This window comes from Leisingera aquaemixtae, from assembly GCF_019801145.1.
In the GTDB taxonomy this organism is placed as follows: domain Bacteria; phylum Pseudomonadota; class Alphaproteobacteria; order Rhodobacterales; family Rhodobacteraceae; genus Leisingera; species Leisingera aquaemixtae_A.
In genome coordinates this window covers 1-17,225 of record NZ_JAHVJQ010000004.1, presented here as the reverse complement: position 1 = coordinate 17,225, position 17,225 = coordinate 1, and the positions used below count along the sequence as shown (strand labels likewise).

16 protein-coding genes are annotated in these 17,225 nt (G+C 65.5%); 10 read left to right on the top strand and 6 right to left on the bottom strand.

The features are described from left to right. Nucleotides 1-54: 54 nt before the first annotated feature. The 10 genes from KUW17_RS10415 (at nt 55) to KUW17_RS10370 (ending at nt 10,892) form a co-directional block, all read left to right on the top strand. Nucleotides 55-1,014, top strand: a complete 960-nt coding sequence (locus KUW17_RS10415) for a dihydrodipicolinate synthase family protein (RefSeq protein WP_222478761.1) — start codon at nt 55-57, stop codon at nt 1,012-1,014. Beyond that, entirely contained in the window at nt 1,005-1,955 is a 951-nt protein-coding gene (locus tag KUW17_RS10410) for a proline racemase family protein (protein WP_222478759.1), read from the top strand. The genes KUW17_RS10415 and KUW17_RS10410 overlap by 10 nt, the downstream gene beginning before the upstream one ends. Before the next feature lie 65 nt (nt 1,956-2,020). Beyond that, complete coding sequence (dctP, locus tag KUW17_RS10405; RefSeq protein WP_222478757.1) at nt 2,021-3,082, top strand: TRAP transporter substrate-binding protein DctP; 1,062 nt, start codon at nt 2,021-2,023, stop codon at nt 3,080-3,082. Nucleotides 3,083-3,135: 53 nt separating this feature from the next. Further along, nucleotides 3,136-3,672 (top strand): TRAP transporter small permease subunit, encoded by a 537-nt coding sequence (locus KUW17_RS10400; protein ID WP_222478755.1) that lies wholly within the window; start codon nt 3,136-3,138, stop codon nt 3,670-3,672. A 3-nt stretch (nt 3,673-3,675) separates the two neighbouring features. Continuing rightward, nucleotides 3,676-4,986, top strand: coding sequence for a TRAP transporter large permease subunit (locus KUW17_RS10395; RefSeq protein ID WP_222478752.1), 1,311 nt, complete (start codon nt 3,676-3,678; stop codon nt 4,984-4,986). An 11-nt stretch (nt 4,987-4,997) separates the two neighbouring features. Beyond that, the gene (locus KUW17_RS10390) at nt 4,998-6,248 is read left to right on the top strand and encodes an NAD(P)/FAD-dependent oxidoreductase (RefSeq protein WP_222478750.1); all 1,251 of its coding nucleotides are present in this window, start codon (nt 4,998-5,000) and stop codon (nt 6,246-6,248) included. 24 nt (nt 6,249-6,272) lie between these two features. After that, complete coding sequence (locus tag KUW17_RS10385) at nt 6,273-7,376, top strand: cis-3-hydroxy-L-proline dehydratase (protein WP_222478748.1); 1,104 nt, start codon at nt 6,273-6,275, stop codon at nt 7,374-7,376. A gap of 12 nt (nt 7,377-7,388) precedes the next feature. Further along, entirely contained in the window at nt 7,389-8,414 is a 1,026-nt protein-coding gene (locus tag KUW17_RS10380) for a trans-3-hydroxy-L-proline dehydratase (protein ID WP_222478746.1), read from the top strand. A gap of 139 nt (nt 8,415-8,553) precedes the next feature. Beyond that, nucleotides 8,554-9,234 carry a GntR family transcriptional regulator gene (locus KUW17_RS10375; RefSeq protein ID WP_222478744.1) on the top strand — a complete coding sequence of 227 codons (681 nt, stop codon included), beginning with the start codon at nt 8,554-8,556 and terminating at the stop codon, nt 9,232-9,234. A 137-nt stretch (nt 9,235-9,371) separates the two neighbouring features. Further along, nucleotides 9,372-10,892, top strand: a complete 1,521-nt coding sequence (locus KUW17_RS10370; RefSeq protein WP_222478742.1) for an aldehyde dehydrogenase (NADP(+)) — start codon at nt 9,372-9,374, stop codon at nt 10,890-10,892. A gap of 94 nt (nt 10,893-10,986) precedes the next feature. Here the strand turns inward: KUW17_RS10370 and KUW17_RS10365 are convergent, their stop codons facing one another. The 6 genes from KUW17_RS10365 to KUW17_RS10340 all read right to left on the bottom strand — a co-directional run. Beyond that, complete coding sequence (locus KUW17_RS10365; protein WP_222478740.1) at nt 10,987-11,280, bottom strand: DUF1330 domain-containing protein; 294 nt, start codon at nt 11,278-11,280, stop codon at nt 10,987-10,989. 67 nt (nt 11,281-11,347) lie between these two features. Next, entirely contained in the window at nt 11,348-12,838 is a 1,491-nt protein-coding gene (locus tag KUW17_RS10360) for an NCS1 family nucleobase:cation symporter-1 (RefSeq protein WP_222478738.1), read from the bottom strand. Between the two features lie 90 nt (nt 12,839-12,928). Further along, nucleotides 12,929-14,389 (bottom strand): dihydropyrimidinase, encoded by a 1,461-nt coding sequence (gene hydA, locus KUW17_RS10355; RefSeq protein WP_222478736.1) that lies wholly within the window; start codon nt 14,387-14,389, stop codon nt 12,929-12,931. Between the two features lie 5 nt (nt 14,390-14,394). After that, on the bottom strand, nt 14,395-15,645 hold the full coding sequence (locus KUW17_RS10350) for a Zn-dependent hydrolase (protein WP_222478734.1): 1,251 nt from the start codon (nt 15,643-15,645) through the stop codon (nt 14,395-14,397). A gap of 65 nt (nt 15,646-15,710) precedes the next feature. Then, complete coding sequence (locus tag KUW17_RS10345; RefSeq protein ID WP_222478731.1) at nt 15,711-17,030, bottom strand: aspartate aminotransferase family protein; 1,320 nt, start codon at nt 17,028-17,030, stop codon at nt 15,711-15,713. A gap of 33 nt (nt 17,031-17,063) precedes the next feature. Then, nucleotides 17,064-17,225: NAD(P)(+) transhydrogenase (Re/Si-specific) subunit beta (locus KUW17_RS10340; protein WP_222479713.1), on the bottom strand; the 162-nt coding region annotated here is incomplete at its 5' end.

Sequence of the window (17,225 nt, the reverse complement as noted above, 5' to 3'; positions counted from 1 at the left end):
GCAGGCTGCCGTGCCTCCCAGCGGCGGCCTGCGCCTAACTGGAGAAATTGGATAATGTCTACAAATGTCTTCACCGGCACCATGCCGGCCCTGATGACCCCCTGCAACCCGGACCGTACGCCGAACTTCGACGCTCTGGTCAAAAAGGGCGAGGAGATGATCGCCGCGGGTATGTCGGCGGTGGTCTACTGCGGCTCGATGGGCGACTGGCCGCTGCTGACCGACGAACAGCGGATGGAGGGCGTCGCCCGCCTCGCCGCCGCCGGCCTGCCGGTTGTGGTCGGCACCGGTGCGATCAACACCAAATCCGCCGTCGATCACGCCCGCCACGCGCAAGAGGTCGGCGCGGCCGGCCTGATGGTGATCCCGCGCGTGTTGTCCCGCGGCACCTCTGTTGCGGCGCAGAAAAACCACTTCAAGGCCATTCTGGATGCGGCCCCGGACGTGCCGGCCATCATCTACAACAGCCCCTATTACGGCTTTGCCACCCGCGCCGACCTGTTCTTTGCCCTGCGCACGGAACACAAGAACCTGATCGGCTTCAAGGAGTTTGGCGGCAAGGACGACCTGCGCTATGCGGCGGAGCATATCACCAGCCAGGACGACCAGGTGACGCTGATGGTCGGCGTCGACACCGAGGTATACCATGGGTTTGTGAACTGCGGCGCCACCGGCTCGATCACCGGCATCGGCTGTGCCCTGCCGCGGGAAGCGCTGCTGCTGGCGCGCCTGTCAAAACTGGCCGCCGAGGGCAGCGCCGAGGCCCGTGTCCGCGCGCAGGAACTGACCGACGCAATCCACGTCCTTTCGACATTCGACGAAGGCCCGGACCTGATCCTCTACTACAAGCACCTCTTGGTGCTGAATGGCGAAGAAGACTACCGCCTGCATTTCAACGAGACAGACGAGCTGTCGGACGCCCAGCGCAACTATTGCGAACAGCAGTACACGCTGTTCCGCACCTGGTTCGCGGACTGGTCGGCGCAGGGCGGGATCATCACCGAATGCATGTAGTCGACAGCCACACCGGCGGCGAACCGACGCGCGTGATCCTGGAGGGCGGTCCCGATCTGGGGACCGGCCCGCTGGCAGAGCGCGCCCGGCGGCTGGCAGAGGACCACATGGGCTTCTGCCACGCCGTCATGCGCGAGCCGCGCGGCCAGCCCGCCATGGTCGGCGCGCTGCTGGTGCCGCCTACCGAACCTGCTTGCGCAACCGGCGTCATCTATTTTGACGCCGATGCGGTGCTGGGCATGTGCGGCCACGGCACCATCGGGCTGGCGGTGACGCTGGCCCATCTGGGCCTGATCACCCCCGGCAGCCACCGCATCGAGACCCCCGCGGGCGTGGTGACGGTGCTGCTGGAGGACGCCAATACTGTGACTGTCACCAACATCGAAAGCCGCCGCGTCATTGCGGGGGCCAGGGTCACCCTGCTGGACGGCAGCACCGTGACTGGCGATGTTGCCTATGGCGGCAACTGGTTTTTCATTGTCGAACCCAGCCCGCTGCCGCTGCGCAGGGAGAACATCCGCGCCCTGACCGATCACGCCATCGCCATCCGCACCGCCGCCAATGCCCAGGGCGTGGGCGGAGAGAAGGGCGAGCCGATCGACCATGTGATCTTCCAGGACCCCTCCCCGCACGACGGCATTCACAGCCGCAACTTCGTGCTGTGCCCGGACGACACCTATGACCGCTCCCCCTGCGGCACCGGCAGCTCTGCCCGGCTGGCCTGCCTGGCGGCAGCGGGGCGGCTGCAGCCGGGTGAGGAGATTGTCCAGGAAAGCATCATCGGCTCCCCCTACCGCTTGTCCTATCAGCCGGGGGTGAACGGCGGGGTGATCCCCACCCTCAGCGGCCAGGCCTTTGTGATGGGTGAGGGCAAGCTGTTCTTCAGCCCCGATGATCCCTTCCGCGGCGGCATTTCCAACAGCGCAGAGGCCGCCGCCTGAACCATTTCAACCAGGGCCTGGGACGAAAACCCGGGCCGCATTCCAGCAGAAGAGAGGTCCCTAACATGAAATTCACATCCGCAATCGCCGCAGGCTTCAGCCTAGCCCTGGCAACAGCCGCCGCCGCGGCAGAGGTCGAATGGAAGATGACCGCCGCCGTCGGCGAAGGCTCCTTCCTCTACCAGAACTTCATGGAGCGTTTTGCAGGCAACGTCGAAACCCTGACCCAAGGCCGGGTTGAGATCCAGCCGTTCGGCGCGGGCGTTCTAGTGCCTGCCTTCAAAGCGCATGAAGCGGTGCAGGAAGGCATTGTCGAGGCGGGCCATTCCACCCCGTCCTATCTGGTGAACCAGGACCCGACCAATGCGATCTTTGCCTCCTTCCCCGGCGGCATGTCGCCTGAGGCCACCCTGCACTGGATCTATGAAGGCGGCGGCGAGAAGATGCTGCAGGACTTCCGCCGCGAGGAGATGGGGCTGCACAGCCTGGTCGTCGGCATTGGCACCTCCGAGGTGATGGCGCATTCCAACGTCGAGATCAAAACCGTCGAGGACTTGAAGGGCGTGAAATACCGCACCTCCGGCGCCTTTGCCGCGGTGATGAAGGACGACTTCGGCGGCGTGCCCACCGTGGTACCCGGCAATGAGATCTACACACTGCTGCAGCGCAAGGGCGTTGACGCCATCGAATGGTCCACCCCCGGCGCCAACTTCTCCGAAGGCTTCCACGAGGTGGCACCCTACATGATCATGCCCGGCGTGCATCAGCCCTCCTTCCTGTGGGAAGTGTTCGTCAAGGCTGAAACCTGGGACGCGCTGCCCGCAGACTTGCAGGGGCTGATCGAAGCCTCCGCGCGCCTCTCCACTTATGAAGGCTACACCCGCTTTGGCGATGCCGACATCAAGGCGATGGCCGACTACCGCAAGACCAAGGTGCAGATGGTCCAGATGGAGCACGCCGAATCCGAGAAGCTGCGCGAGGCCGGCCGCAACTGGGCGCGCGCCCGTGCTGCGGAACTGTCCGAGGGCGGCAATGCCCGGATGCAGGAGATCCTGGACAGCTACCTGGCCTACCAGTCCAGCTGGGCCGAAAACTCCGTTTACCTGGTGCGTGACGCTGCTGAATGACCCTTTGCGCGGGCCGGGATCTCCGGTCCGCGCCTCCCTGCCCGGAGGTTTCCATGCATTTCTTCAGAACCGGCGTTGAAGGGCTGTCGGCCCTCTTGGGTGCGGTTGGCCAGCTGACCATCCTCGCCATGATCGCGGCCATGCTTTACGAGGTCGCCGCCCGCTACGTCTTTGGCGCACCGACCCTCTGGGCCTTTGACATTTCCTACATGCTGAACGGCTCAATCGTCTTCCTGGGCGCGGCTTATTCGCTGCGCAAGGAGGCGCATGTGCGGATAGATTTCCTGTCGCAGAAATTCCCCCTGCGCGTCCAGCAGGTCCTGAATGCGGCGGTCTATGCGCTGCTGATGGCGCCGATCACCGGCGCGCTGACCTGGGTGGCCGCGTCCAAGGCGCTGAAGGCGTTTCAGACCGGCGAGGTGGAAACCGTCAGCCCCTGGGCGCCGTTGATGTGGCCGTTTTATTCCGTGATTGCGCTCGGCCTCTTTGCCTTCTGCCTGCAGTTCCTGCTGGAGGCGCTCCTTTACTTGCGCGGCGAGAAAATCCCGGGGCAGACCCCCGATGACCCGCACGCTGCGCCGGAGAGCTGATTTATGATCCCCCTTCTGATGTTTGCCGCCCTGTTTGCGCTGGTCTTTGCCGGCATCCCGGTGGCGTTTTCGATGATGATCGTGGCCGTTGCCTTTGGCTATGCGGTCTTTGGCGACATGCTGTTCCTGCAGCTTTACGGCCCGCTCTTGCACACCGCCTCCAACTTCGTGCTGGCGGCAATCCCGCTGTTCATCTTCATGGGCGCTGTGCTGGAACGCTCCGGCATTGCCAAACGGCTGTTTTTTGCGCTGCAGATCTGGCTGGGCGGGCTGCCCGGCGGGCTGGCGCTCTCGACCATCGCCATGTGCGCGATTTTTGCCGCCGCCTCTGGCGTTGTCGGCGCGGTGGAGATCGTCGTCGGGCTGATGGCGATCCCGGCTATGCGCGCGGCAAGCTACAAAAACGACCTGATTGCCGGCACCATCTGCGCCGGCGGCTCGCTCGGCACCATCATCCCGCCTTCCGTGATCGTGGTGGTCTATGCCTCCATCGCCCAGCTGTCGATCGGCCAGCTGTTTGCAGCCTCGATCCTGCCCGGCGTGCTGATGGTCGTTTTCTTCGTGGGCTACGTGCTGCTGCGAAGCCTACGCCGCCCGCAGGACGCGCCGGTGCTGCCGCCTGAGGGCCGCGCCATGCCGGTGGGCCAGAAGCTGAAGATCACCGTCACCGCGCTGGTGCCGCCTTTGCTGCTGATTGCCATGGTGCTGGGTTCGCTGCTGGCAGGCGCTGCGTCTGCAACCGAGGCCGCCGCCGTGGGGGCTACCGGCACGCTGGTGCTGACGCTGATGTTCCGCGAACTCACCATCACCATGCTGCGTGAGGCGCTGGGGGTCACCCTGCGCATCACCGCGATGATCATGCTGATCGTGGCCGGCGGCACCATGTTCACCTCGATCTTTGCCGTCACCGGCGGCGGCGGGCTGGTGCGCGATACGGTGGAGGTCATCGGCTATGGCAACGCCGGCCTCATAACCTTCCTGCTGCTAGTAGTGTTCTTTGCAGGCTTCGTCCTGGACTGGGTGTCGATCGTGCTGATCTTCGTGCCGATCTTCGCGCCGCTTGTGCGCAGCGCGGGCATTGATCCCGTCTGGTTTGCCATGCTGGTGCTGGTGGTAATCCAGACCTCCTACCTGACCCCGCCGATGGCGCCCTCGATCTTCTACCTGCGCTCCATCGCGCCCAAGGACATGACCTACGGCCACATGTACCGCGGCGTGCTGCCATTTGTTGCCGCACAAGGCCTGGTGCTGGTGGCGCTCCTGCTGGTGCCGGAGCTGGCCACCTGGCTGCCTTCCCTGCTGGTCGGACTGTGATAGGACCTGACATGACCGCAAAAGACTCGGACGATATCCTCGTCATCGGCGCCGGCATCATCGGCCTCAGCGCCGCGCTGGAGCTGCAGAAACAGGGCCGCCGCGTGCGCATCCTCGACCGCACCGGTATCGCAGCAGAGGCTTCTGCGGCCAGCGCCGGCGCCTTTGCCTTTACCGACATTGTGCCGCTGGCCACGCCGGGCATCATGCGCAAGGCGCCGAAGTGGCTGCTGGACCCGCTGGGGCCGCTGTCGGTGCCGCCCGCCTATGCGCTGCAGATCGCCCCCTGGATGCTGCGGTTCTGGCGCGCCAGCTGGCGCAGCCGCTACCAGGCCGCGCTGCAGGCGCAGGTGCTGCTGATGGCGCACTCCCGCGCCGCGCTGGAACGCCAGATTGCCGATGTGGACGGCGAGCCGCTGATGCAGCGCGAGGGACAATTGCAGCTTTACGAGGGTGAGAGTGCCTTCCGCGCTGCCCTGCCCGATTGGCAGCTGCGGCGCGAACACGGCATCCGCTTCGACCTGCTGCGCAGCCCGGAGGCGATTGCCGAAATCCAGCCCGGTCTGGCGCCGCGCTTCACCCATGCTGCCTTCACCCCCGACTGGATGAACACGGTGAACCCCAAGACCTGGGCGGAGCATCTGGTGCAGGCCTTCCTCGCCCGGGGCGGCCGCATAGACACCGCTGAGGTGACGGCCCTGCGCAGCGAGGGCGGCAAGACCCTAGCCCAGACCAAGGACGGCCCGGTCCCTGCATCACAGATCGTGGTCGCCTGCGGGGCCTGGTCGCACCGCCTGGCACGCACCCTGGGCGAACACCTCCCGCTGGAGACCGAGCGCGGCTACAATACCACCCTGCCCCCCGGCGCCTTTGGTCTGAAGACCCACTTGACCTTTCCGGCGCACGGCTTTGTCATCACCCGGATCAGCGGCGGCGTGCGGGTCGGCGGCGCGGTGGAGCTGGGCGGGCTGAAACTGCCGCCGAACTACCGCCGCGCGGAAATCCTGCTGCATAAGGCCAAGCAATTCCTGCCGGATCTCGACACGGAGGGCGGCACCCAATGGATGGGATTCCGCCCCTCAATGCCTGACAGCCTGCCGGTGATCAGCCGTTCTGCCAGCACCCCCGGCGTGATCTATGCCTTCGGCCACGGCCACCTGGGGCTGACCCAGGCCGCTGGCACCGCCGAGCTGGTTGCCTCCCTCGCCGCAAACACCGCCGCCGCGCTGCCGATGCAGCCCTACGCCGCCACCAGGTTCTGACCCGCAGCTGAAAGGAGCCGCGCCATGAAAATCACCCAGCTCACCGTCTACCAGGTCGATCTGCCGCTGAAGGAAGGCCGCTACAGCTGGTCGAACGGCAATTATGTCGATGTCTTTGACAGCACAGTGCTGGAAATCAGCACCGACGAGGGGCTGACCGGCTACGCCGAATGCTGCCCGCTGGGCTCCGCCTATCTGCCCTCCTTCGCGCGCGGCGTGCGCGCCGGGCTGGCGGAACTGGCGCCGCATCTTATCGGGCAGGATCCGCTGAACCTGGGCCAGATAAACCGTACCATGGACGCGGCCCTGCGCGGCCACCCCTATGCCAAGGCGCCGGTCGACATTGCCTGCTGGGATATCTTGGGCAAGGCCACCGGCCAGCCGGTTTACACTCTGCTGGGCGGCGCCGCGCAGGACGATGTGGTGCTCTACCGCGCCATCAGCCAGGAGGACCCGGACACCATGGCCCGCAAGATCGAAGGCTACGCCGCCGAGGGCTACACCAAGTTCCAGCTGAAGGTCGGCGGCGAGGCCAATGACGATATCGACCGCATCCATGCCACCCGCGCGGTGCTGAAGAAGTCCGACCTGCTGGTGGCCGACGCCAACACCGGCTGGACCCGGCACGAGGCGGCGCGGGTGGTGGGCGCCATCGCTGGCCTCGACGTCTATGTGGAGCAACCCTGCCTGACTTACGAGGAAAGCGTCTCGATCCGCCGCCGCACCGCGCTGCCCTTTGTGATGGACGAGGTGATCGACACCCCCAACACGCTGGTGCGCGGCATTGCCGAGGACGCAATGGACGTGATCAACCTCAAAATCTCCAAGGTCGGCGGCCTGAGCCGCGCACGGCTGATGCGCGATCTCTGCGTGGCGCATGGCATCCCGATGACGATCGAGGACACCTGGGGCGGCGACATCACCACCGCCGCCATCGCCCATCTGGCCCGCTCCACCCCGGCGGAGTTCACCTTCTCTGCTACCGACTTCAACAGCTATGGCACCGTTGACATTGCCAGCGGCGCGCCCAAGCGTGTGAACGGGCGGATGACCGCCCCCGATGAACCCGGCCTGGGGATCACCCCGATCTTCGAAGCCCTGGGCGACCCGGTTGCCCGCTATTCCTGAGGAGGCCTGCGGATGCGCAGCAGCAAGACCATCCATGTGATTTCCGCCCATGCAGAGGGTGAGGTGGGCGACGTGATCGTTGGCGGCGTCGCACCGCCGCCGGGCGAAACCCTGTGGGAACAACGCGCCTTCATCGACAAGGACCAGACCCTGCGGAAATTCGTCCTGAATGAACCCCGCGGCGGCGTGTTCCGCCATGTAAACCTCCTTGTGCCGCCCAAGCACCCGGAGGCCGACATGGGCTTCATCATCATGGAGCCGGATTACACACCGCCGATGTCCGGCTCCAACTCGATCTGCGTCTCCACTGTTCTGCTGGACGGGGGCATCCTGCCGATGCAGGAGCCGGAAACCCATCTGGTGCTGGAGGCCCCCGGCGGGCTGGTGCGGGTGCGCGCCGAATGCCGGAACGGCAAGGCGGAGCGGATCTTTGTGCAGAACGTGCCAAGCTTCGCCGGTGAGATCGGCGCTTCCCTCGATGTGCCGGGCATTGGCACACTGACCGTCGACACCGCCTATGGCGGCGACAGTTTCGTCGTGGTGCAGGCCGCCGATCTGGGGCTGGAGATCACAGAGGCAAACGCCAAGCAGATCGCCCAGCTCGGAACCCGCATCCTGGAGGCTGCCAACGCGCAGCTCGGCTTCACCCACCCGGAGAACCCGGACTGGCGCCACATCTCCTTCTGCGCCTTCTGCGGCCCGCTGGAGCAGACGGAAACCGGCCTCACCAGCCGCTCCGCAGTTGCCATCCAGCCGGGCAAGGTGGACCGTTCCCCCACCGGCACCGCGGTTTCCGCCCGCATGGCGCTGATGCTGGCCAAGGGGCAGATGACTCCGGACCAGACGTTTGAGGCCGTGTCGATCATCGGCTCCCGCTTCACAGGACGGATCGTGGAGCAAACCACGGTGGGCGGACGCCCGGCGGTCGTGCCGGAACTCAGCGGGCGCGGCTGGATCACCGGCATCCATCAGCACATGCTGGACCCGGACGACCCCTGGCCCGACGGCTATCGCCTCAGCGACACCTGGGGCGCCTGACGGCCCGGGGTTTGGATACAAAAGCCGGTTGCGGGGCAGCAACCCCGCTGCCGGTGTAAAACTTGGCCAATTGCTTGAAGAAACGGGGCAGACCCACTAGCGTATCCAAAATACGAACAACAAATCTGACGAGGCCCCCATGGCAGGCAAACGCGCCGTTACCCGAAGCTCCCTCCCGGAAGTGATTGCCAACGACCTGCGCGAACGCATCCTGAGCGGTGAGCTGGCCGAGGGTGAAACCATCCGGCAAGAGGCCCTGGCAGAGGAATACGATGTCTCGCGCATGCCGATCCGCGAGGCGCTAAAACGGCTGGACGCCGAGGGCCTGGTGCAGTTCACCAACAACCGAGGCGCCTCTGTCACCAAGCACTCGCTGCGCGAGATTGCCGAGATCTTCGACCTGCGCATCCTGCTGGAGGTGGACCTGTTCCGCCGCGCGATCCCGGCGATGACGGCAGAGGACTTCACCCGCTGCACACATATCCTCAAGGACATGGACGCCTCTTATGACGCCAATGACGTCGCTAAGTGGGGCGCTCTCAACCACAAGTACCACTCGGCGCTATATGCCGCGGCGGACCGTAAGCTGACCAATGAGGTGCTGCAGGGCATCAGCCTGCATTGCGACCGTTTCGTGCGGATGCACCTCAGCGTGATGAAACAGCGCGAGCCCGCCAAGAAGGAGCATCACGACCTGCTGGAACTGGCCCAGGCCCGCGATGTGGAGGGCGCCTGCGCCGCGCTGGCGCATCACATCTCCCGCACCAAGGAGGAGCTGCTGTCGCTGGTCGCCGAACACCGTGCCACCACTGGCAGTTAATCCGCGCTTTTCCAGCCTCTGACACCTGAACCACCCGGTTTTTACCGGCCGGCATCTTGCAAGTCCCGTATTTTGTATCCATTATCCCGTATCAAGAATCCCCTGCTGCGCCGCAGCCACGATACAGAGGCCCACCCATGTTCACACCGCACGGAAACCACCTGATCGCAGGCGCTTGGACGCCCGGCGAAACCCGCTTCCCCTCCTCTCCGGCCACCGGCCCCAGCCATGATTTCTCCGTTGGCCGCGTCAGCGACGTGAATGCAGCGGTGGAGGCGGCAGAGGATGCCTTTGCCAGCTACGGCGCCACCAGCCGGGCGGAGCGCGCCGCCTTCCTCAACGCCATCGCGGATGAGATCGAGGCCCGCGCAGAAGACATCACCGCCATCGGCGCCCAGGAGACCGGCCTGCCGGAGGCCCGCCTGCAGGGCGAGCGCGGCCGCACCACGGGCCAGCTGCGCACCTTTGCCGATCATATCCTCAAGGGCAACTACCTCGACCGCCGCTATGACGCCGCGCTGCCGGACCGTGCACCCCTGCCCCGCCCCGAGCTGCGCATGATGCAGCGCCCGCTGGGGCCTGTCGCGGTCTTCGGTGCCTCCAATTTCCCGCTCGCCTTCTCCACCGCGGGCGGCGACACCGCGGCGGCGCTGGCGGCGGGCTGTCCGGTGGTGGTCAAAGGCCACAGCGCCCACCCCGGCACCGGCGAGATCGTCGCCGAAGCCGTGCTCGCCGCGATCACCAAATGCGGCCTCCACCCCGGCGTGTTCAGCCTGATCCAGGGCGGCAACCGCGAGGTCGGCGCAGCGCTGGTGCAGCACCCGCTGATCAAGGCGGTGGGCTTCACCGGCTCGCTGGCGGGCGGCCGCGCCCTCTTTGACCTCTGCGCCGCCCGCCCCGAGCCGATCCCCTTCTTCGGCGAACTGGGCTCGGTCAACCCGATGTTCATCCTCGACGCCGCTCTCTCCGCGCGCGGCACCGAGATCGCCACCGGCTGGGCCGCCTCGCTGACCATGGGCGCGGGCCAGTTCTGCACCAACCCCGGCATCGCCGTGCTGCGCGCAGGCGCCGAGGCCGAGCGTTTCATCGACACCGCCACCGCCGCCCTGTCAGAGGTCGCGCCGCAAACCATGCTGACCGAGGGCATCGCCAGCGCCTACCGCGAGGGCCAGCGCCGGGTTGCCGCCACCGCGGGCGTGCGCGAGCTGCTGACCACCAGCTGCGACACCCGCTCTGCCGCGCCCTACCTTTATGTGACCGAGGCGCGCACCTGGCTGGGCAACGAGATCCTGGCCGAGGAAGTCTTTGGTCCGCTGGGTCTGGTGATCACCGCCGAAAGCGACGCCGAAATGCTGGAGATCGCCCGCGCGTTGCAGGGCCAGCTGACCTGCACCCTGCATCTGGACGAGGCGGACACCGCACAGGGTCAGGCCCTGCTGCCGGTGCTGGAGCGCAAGGCCGGCCGGGTGCTGGCCAATGGCTTCCCCACCGGCGTCGAGGTCAGTGACACCATGGTGCATGGCGGCCCCTACCCGGCCTCGACCAATTTCGGCGCGACCTCGGTCGGCACCCTGTCGATCCGCCGCTTCCTGCGCCCGGTCTGCTATCAGAATATCCCCAAAGCGCTGCTGCCGGCGGATCTGCGCGGCGTCGGCTGATCGCCATTGGCGGCTGCCCGGCTAGCTTGCGCGATAGCCGGGCAGCTGAGTGCTGCAGGCACAGGGCCTGGCTTTTACTTGGGAACCTGATCGGTCAGGTCTCTGCGCCTTCGACAATCACGATGTTGGCGATACCTGCGCCAAGGCGGTGGTTCTTGGCCGCCTGGTACTCCGGCGAATTGTAGCAGGACAGGGCCGCATCCAGCGTGTCGAATTCGATGACCACATTGCGTGGATGGCCGTCGCCTTCAAGCTGTTCGCACTTTCCGCCGCGTGCCAGCACGCGCGCATTGAACTTGCGAAAGGCTTCAGTCGCGCCTGCGGCATACAGGGCATAGGGTTCGGGATCCGTCACCGTGACATGTGCGATCCAATAGGCTTTGGGCATCAGGCAACCCTTCTGTTTGATTTCTAAGGAAAGCCCCGGAGCGGATGCGCCGCTCCGGGGACTGGATTCACTTGTTCAGGACCTTCGACAGCACCAGATAGGCGGCACCGGCGACAAACAGGCCCACAAACCACGCATAGGTATAGATCGTGGCGAAGAAGTCCGACGTGCCGGCGGTGATGCCGACACCGGCCAGGAAACCCGGCAGGTTCGGCAGGATGCCGATCACGAGGGCCCAGACACCGGCCCAGTTGGTGCCGTTGCTGCCGGAATAGATGCCGTTCATCTTGAACAGGTCGGCCACTTCCAGCTTGGTCTTGCGCAGCAGGTAGTAGTCCGCCAGCATCACACCCGCAATCGGACCCAAGAGCGCCGAATAGGCGATCAGCCAGCCGATGATGTGGTTCACCAGGATCCAGGGGAACATGGCGATGCCGATGCCCGCGGTGATGTAGCCCCCGCGCTTGAGGTTGATCTTGCTCGGCGCCAGGTTCGAGAACCCGTGCGCAGGCGCCACGACGTTAGCCGCCAGGTTGGTGGTCAGCGTCGCCACGATCAGGGCAAACAGCGCGATGATCACCGAAAATCCGCCCATCTTCTCGGACAGCTGGATCGGATCCCAGATCGCCTCGCCATAGATCACCACGGTGGCCGAGGTCACGGCGGAGGCGATAAAGGCAAACAGCGCCATCGGGATCGGCAGGCCGACCATCTGGCCCAGAAGCTGGTCCTTCTGGCTCTTGGCGTGGCGGGTGAAGTCGGGGATGTTCAGCGCCAGGGTTGCCCAGAAGCCGATCATGCCGGTGAGGCTCGGCCAGAACACCACCCAGAACTGGCCTTCCTGCGGCTGGCCCGGATCAAAGGCGCTGGGGGTCGACAGCATCTCGCCGAAGCCGCCCGCGTTGACATAGGCCCAGGCCAGGAGCGCCAGCCCCATCGCCAGCAGGAACGGAGCCGCATAGGTCTCCAGCCAGCGGATCGACTCGGTGCCGTTCTTGATGAAGTAGAGATGCAGCGCCCAGAAGGCGAGGAAGCAGATGAACTCGCCCGCGCTGATGCCCAGCACCGGCAGCGCCTCACCCGCCAGCGCGCCGCCGGTAAGGGTGTTCAGGATCACGAAGATCGCCGAGCCGCCGACCCAGGTCTGGATGCCGAACCAGCCGCAGGCGACGATGCCGCGGGCCACCGCCGGGATCTTGGCGCCGGTGGGCCCGAAGGACGAGCGCAGCAGCACCGGGAAGGGGATGCCGTATTTGGTGCCGGCATGGCCCACCAGCACCATCGGGATCAGCACGATAGCATTGGCCGCCAGAATGGTTAGAACCGCCTGATCCCAGCTCATGCCGGAGCCGATCAGGTAAGAGGCAAGCAGATAGGTCGGGATACAGACCACCATGCCGACCCAAAGCGCGGCAATCGCCAGCCAGTCCCAGGTGCGTTCCGCCGCCGTGGTGGGCAGCTGGTCCTCGTTGTACAGCTCCGGGTCGATCCCCGTCAGGTCCACCCGCGGCGGCGCCTCGGCGCCGGATGCGGCAAACTCAGTGGTGATGTCAGCCATTGTTGGTTTCCTCCCTATTTGGCTTATCGCCGCCCCGTCCTCCACAGGGCGGCAAATACGAAGTTCCCCGGCTTGCGCCGGGGAGCATGATCAGACGCAGGCCGGCATGTTTTCAGCCGAGCGCACAACCTGGCGGGGTGCGGTCACCTCTTTCCACTTGGAGAGCGCCTTGTTCACTTCCGGGAACGCCGGCCGGTCCACAAACCGCCCGTGTCCCGGGGTGGCGCAGACGGTGCCGTCGTCCACCGCAACCTCGCCGCGGCTGAGTGTGTAGCGCGGCAGGCCTGTCACCTCGCGCCCCGAGAAGACGTTGTATTCCACAACAGACTGCTGGGTTTCCGGCGAAATCACCTTGGATTTCTTGGGGTCCCACACCACCAGGTCGGCGTCAGAACCTTCCAGGACCGCCCCCTTGCGCGGGTAGATGTTGAGAATGCGCGCGATATTGGTGGAGGTAACGGCGACAAACTCGTTCGGGGTCAGCCGGCCGGTGTTCACGCCCTCGCTCCACAGTACAGGCATCCGGTCCTCAAGGCCGCCGGTGCCGTTCGGGATTTTGGTGAAATCACCGAGGCCAAAGCGTTTCTGATCCACGGTAAAGGCGCAGTGGTCGGTTGCCACAACCTGCAAGGACCCCGCCTGCAGGCCTGCCCAGAGGCTGTCCTGGTGCGCCTTGTCCCGGAACGGCGGCGACATCACCCGCTGCGCGGCGTGGTCCCAGTTGGGATGGCGGTATTCGCTCTCATCCAGTACAAGATGCTGGATCAGCGGCTCGCCATAGACCCGCATGCCCTTCTGGCGCGCCCGGCGGATCGCCTCATGCGCCTGTTCGCAGGAGGTATGCACGACGTACAGCGGCACGCCCGCCATGTCGGCAATCATGATGGCGCGGTTGGTGGCCTCGCCCTCGACCTCCGGCGGGCGCGACAGCCCGTGGCCCTCCGGCCCGCGGATGCCGTCAGCCAAGAGCTTCTGCTGCATGGTGGCCACCACGTCGCCGTTTTCCGCATGCACCATCGGCAGCGCACCCAGCGCGGCGCAGCGGCGGAACGAGTCGAACAGCTCGTCGTCGTCCACCATCAGCGCGCCCTTGTAGGCCATGAAGTGCTTGAAGGAGTTGATGCCCAAGTCCACGACCTGCTGCATCTCGTTGAACACCTGCTCGCTCCACCAGGTCACTGCCATGTGGAAGGAGTAGTCGGCGCAGGCGCGTTTCGACTTGGCCTGCCAGGCCTCCAGCGCCTCCAGCATCGACTGGCCGGGGCTGGGCAGGCAGAAGTCCACCACCATGGTGGTGCCGCCCGCGAGGCCCGCGCGGGTGCCGGATTCGAAGTCATCCGCCGAATGGGTGCCCATGAAGGGCATCTCCAGATGCACATGCGGGTCAATGCCGCCCGGCATGACATAGCAGCCCCCGGCGTCCAGCACCTTGTCGCCGTTCAGGCCGGTGCCGATCTGCACGATCTTGCCGCCCTCGATGGCGACATCTGCCTCATAGCTGCGGTCGGCGGCAACAATGGTGCCGCCCTTGATCACGGTTCTCTGGCTCATGCCGCTCACTCCACGATCTCTGCGGTTTCCAGCACCGCATGCAGCAGCACGTCGGTGCCCGCCGCTGCCCATTCGCGGCTGATTTCCTCGTCCTCGTTGTGGCTGAGGCCGTCGACACAGGGGCACATCACCATGGCGGTCGGTGCCACCTTGTTGATCCAGCAGGCATCATGCCCCGCGCCGGAGATGATGTTGCGGTGCGAATAGCCCAGCTTCTCCGCCGCCCGGCGCACCGCATCAACGCAGCCCTCATCAAAGGTCACCGGGTCGAAATGCCCTGCCCGTTCGATCTCCAGCCCCAGTTCCAGTTCCTCGGCAATCTTGGCGGCCCCGTCGCGCAGGCGCTGTTCCATATCGGTCTGGGTGTCAAAGCTGGGCGAGCGGAAGTCGATGGTGAACACCACCTTGCCCGGCACGATATTGCGGCTGTTGGGGTAATAATCGCAGTGTCCGACGGCGCCCACGGCATCGGGCTGGTGGCTCATTGCGATCTCATGCACCAGATCGGTGATCCGCGCCGCGCCAAGACCCGCATTGCGGCGCATCGGCATCGGGGTGGAGCCGGTATGCGCCTCCTGACCCGTCAGCGTCACCTGCAGCCAGTTCAGGCCCTGACCGTGAGTGACAACGCCAATGTCCTTGCCCTCGGCTTCCAGAATGGGGCCCTGCTCGATATGCAGCTCGAACATCGCGTGCATCTTCCGGTTGCCCACCGGCTCATCGCCCTTGTAGCCGATACGGGCCAATTCCTCGCCGAACTTTTTGCCTTCCGCATCCTCCCGCGCATAGGCCCAGTCCTGGGTGTGGACGCCTGCAAAGACGCCGGAGGACAGCATCGCCGGGGCAAAGCGGGTGCCTTCCTCGTTGGTCCAGTTCACCACCACGATGGGGCGGCGGGTGCGCAGGCCCTGATCGCGGATCGAGCGCACCACCTCAAGCCCCGCCAGCACGCCCAGCACGCCGTCGTATTTGCCGCCCGTGGGCTGGGTGTCCAGATGGCTGCCCATCATCACCGGGTCCAGATCCGGCTCCGCGCCTTCGAGGCGGGCAAACATGTTGCCCATGCTGTCGACGCCCACCGTCATGCCGGCCTCCTCGCACCAGCGCTTGAACAGGTCGCGGCCTTCCTTGTCGGCATCGGTCAGCGTCTGGCGGTTGTTGCCGCCGCGCAGCCCGGGACCTTTCTGCGCCATCTCCATCAGCGAATCCCACAGGCGGCTGCCATTGATGCGGGCGTTGCTTTGCACGTCTTTCATGTCTTCTCTCCCTTGGCGGCGGCCGGCCCCGCGTGCTCCTCCGCGGCGGGCCGGCGGCCGGTTGGTCACGCGATAAGCGACTCGGCCAGAATGCCGACCAGCTCGTCGATTTCGGATTTTTCGATGATCAGCGGCGGCGACATGGCGATGATGTCGCCGGTGGTGCGCAGATGCGCGCCCTTGTCCCAGGCCCGAAGGTAGGTGTCGAACGCACGCTTGGTGGGTGCGCCCTCAACCGGCTCCAGTTCCACCGCGCCAACCAGGCCGGAGCAGCGTATGTCCATCACATGCGGCAGCCCTTTCAGGCTGAACAGCGCATCCGCCCAATAGCCCTCCAGCCCTGCAGCACGCTCAAACAGCTCTTCTTCGCGGTAAGTGTCCAACGCCGCCAGCGCCGCCGCGCAGGCCACCGGGTTGCCGGAATAGGTATAGCCGTGGAACAGCTCGATCAGGTTCTCCGGGCCGGTCATGAAGGCATCGTGGATTGCGCTGCTGATCATCACCGCGCCCATCGGAATGACCCCGTTGGTCAGCCCCTTGGCGGTGGTGATCATGTCCGGCTCCACACCGTAATAATCCGCGCCGAAGGCCCGGCCCAGGCGGCCATAAGCGGTGATCACCTCGTCAAAGATCAAAAGGATGCCATGTTCGCGGGTGATCTCTCGCAGCCGCTGCAGATATCCCTTGGGCGGCAGGATCACACCGGCGGAGCCGGCCATCGGCTCGACGATCACCGCGGCGATGGTCTCGGCGCCGTGCAGGTCGATGATCCGTTGCAGATCCTCGGCAAGCTCCGCGCCATGCTCCGGCTGGCCCTTGGTATTGGCGTTGCGCTCCGGGTCATGGGTGTGGCGCAAGTGGTCCACCCCGGTCAGCAGGGTGCCGAAATGACGGCGGTTGTTGACGATGCCGCCCACCGAGATGCCGCCGAAATTGACCCCGTGATAGCCCTTCTCGCGGCCAATCAGCCGGGTGCGGCCTTGCTCGCCCCTGGCCTTGTGATAGGCCAGCGCGATCTTCAGCGCGGTCTCCACCGACTCCGAGCCGGAATTGGTGAAGAACACATGGTTCAGATCCCCCGGTGCCAGATCCGCCAGCCGGTTTGCCAGTTCAAAGGCCTTGGGGTGGCCCATCTGGAAGGCCGGGGCATAGTCCAGCTCCGCCACCTGCTTCTGCACCGCCTCGGTGATCCGCGGCGCGGCGTGGCCTGCATTGACGCACCACAGGCCCGCGGTGCCATCCATCACCTTGCGCCCGTCGGTGGTGGTGTAATACATCCCTTCCGCCCCGGCGATCATCCGCGGGTTCTCCTTGAAATGCCGGTTGGCGGTGAAGGGCATCCAATAGGCGCCAAGGTCGTTCTTGGGGGCCGGGGCAGCAGTCATGACGGTTGTTCCTTCTTGATAAATCTGCGGGGGTCAGGCGGCGGAGAGGCTGAGCAAGGTATCCAAACTCTGCTTAGCGTCGCCGTAGAACATGCGGGTGTTTTCCTTGAAGAACAGGGGGTTCTCGATGCCGGAATAGCCCGTGCCCTGGCCGCGCTTGGAGACAAACACCTGTTTCGCCTTCCAGCACTCCAG

What these genes read in the sequence shown, in the direction of transcription:
- KUW17_RS10415 (WP_222478761.1), top strand. Translation starts at nt 55, where the DNA reads ATGTCTACAAATGTCTTCACCGGCACCATGCCGGCCCTGATGACCCCC.
- KUW17_RS10410 (WP_222478759.1), top strand. Translation starts at nt 1,005, where the DNA reads ATGCATGTAGTCGACAGCCACACCGGCGGCGAACCGACGCGCGTGATC.
- dctP (WP_222478757.1), top strand. Translation starts at nt 2,021, where the DNA reads ATGAAATTCACATCCGCAATCGCCGCAGGCTTCAGCCTAGCCCTGGCA.
- KUW17_RS10400 (WP_222478755.1), top strand. Translation starts at nt 3,136, where the DNA reads ATGCATTTCTTCAGAACCGGCGTTGAAGGGCTGTCGGCCCTCTTGGGT.
- KUW17_RS10395 (WP_222478752.1), top strand. Translation starts at nt 3,676, where the DNA reads ATGATCCCCCTTCTGATGTTTGCCGCCCTGTTTGCGCTGGTCTTTGCC.
- KUW17_RS10390 (WP_222478750.1), top strand. Translation starts at nt 4,998, where the DNA reads ATGACCGCAAAAGACTCGGACGATATCCTCGTCATCGGCGCCGGCATC.
- KUW17_RS10385 (WP_222478748.1), top strand. Translation starts at nt 6,273, where the DNA reads ATGAAAATCACCCAGCTCACCGTCTACCAGGTCGATCTGCCGCTGAAG.
- KUW17_RS10380 (WP_222478746.1), top strand. Translation starts at nt 7,389, where the DNA reads ATGCGCAGCAGCAAGACCATCCATGTGATTTCCGCCCATGCAGAGGGT.
- KUW17_RS10375 (WP_222478744.1), top strand. Translation starts at nt 8,554, where the DNA reads ATGGCAGGCAAACGCGCCGTTACCCGAAGCTCCCTCCCGGAAGTGATT.
- KUW17_RS10370 (WP_222478742.1), top strand. Translation starts at nt 9,372, where the DNA reads ATGTTCACACCGCACGGAAACCACCTGATCGCAGGCGCTTGGACGCCC.
- KUW17_RS10365 (WP_222478740.1), bottom strand. Translation starts at nt 11,280, where the DNA reads ATGCCCAAAGCCTATTGGATCGCACATGTCACGGTGACGGATCCCGAA.
- KUW17_RS10360 (WP_222478738.1), bottom strand. Translation starts at nt 12,838, where the DNA reads ATGGCTGACATCACCACTGAGTTTGCCGCATCCGGCGCCGAGGCGCCG.
- hydA (WP_222478736.1), bottom strand. Translation starts at nt 14,389, where the DNA reads ATGAGCCAGAGAACCGTGATCAAGGGCGGCACCATTGTTGCCGCCGAC.
- KUW17_RS10350 (WP_222478734.1), bottom strand. Translation starts at nt 15,645, where the DNA reads ATGAAAGACGTGCAAAGCAACGCCCGCATCAATGGCAGCCGCCTGTGG.
- KUW17_RS10345 (WP_222478731.1), bottom strand. Translation starts at nt 17,030, where the DNA reads ATGACTGCTGCCCCGGCCCCCAAGAACGACCTTGGCGCCTATTGGATG.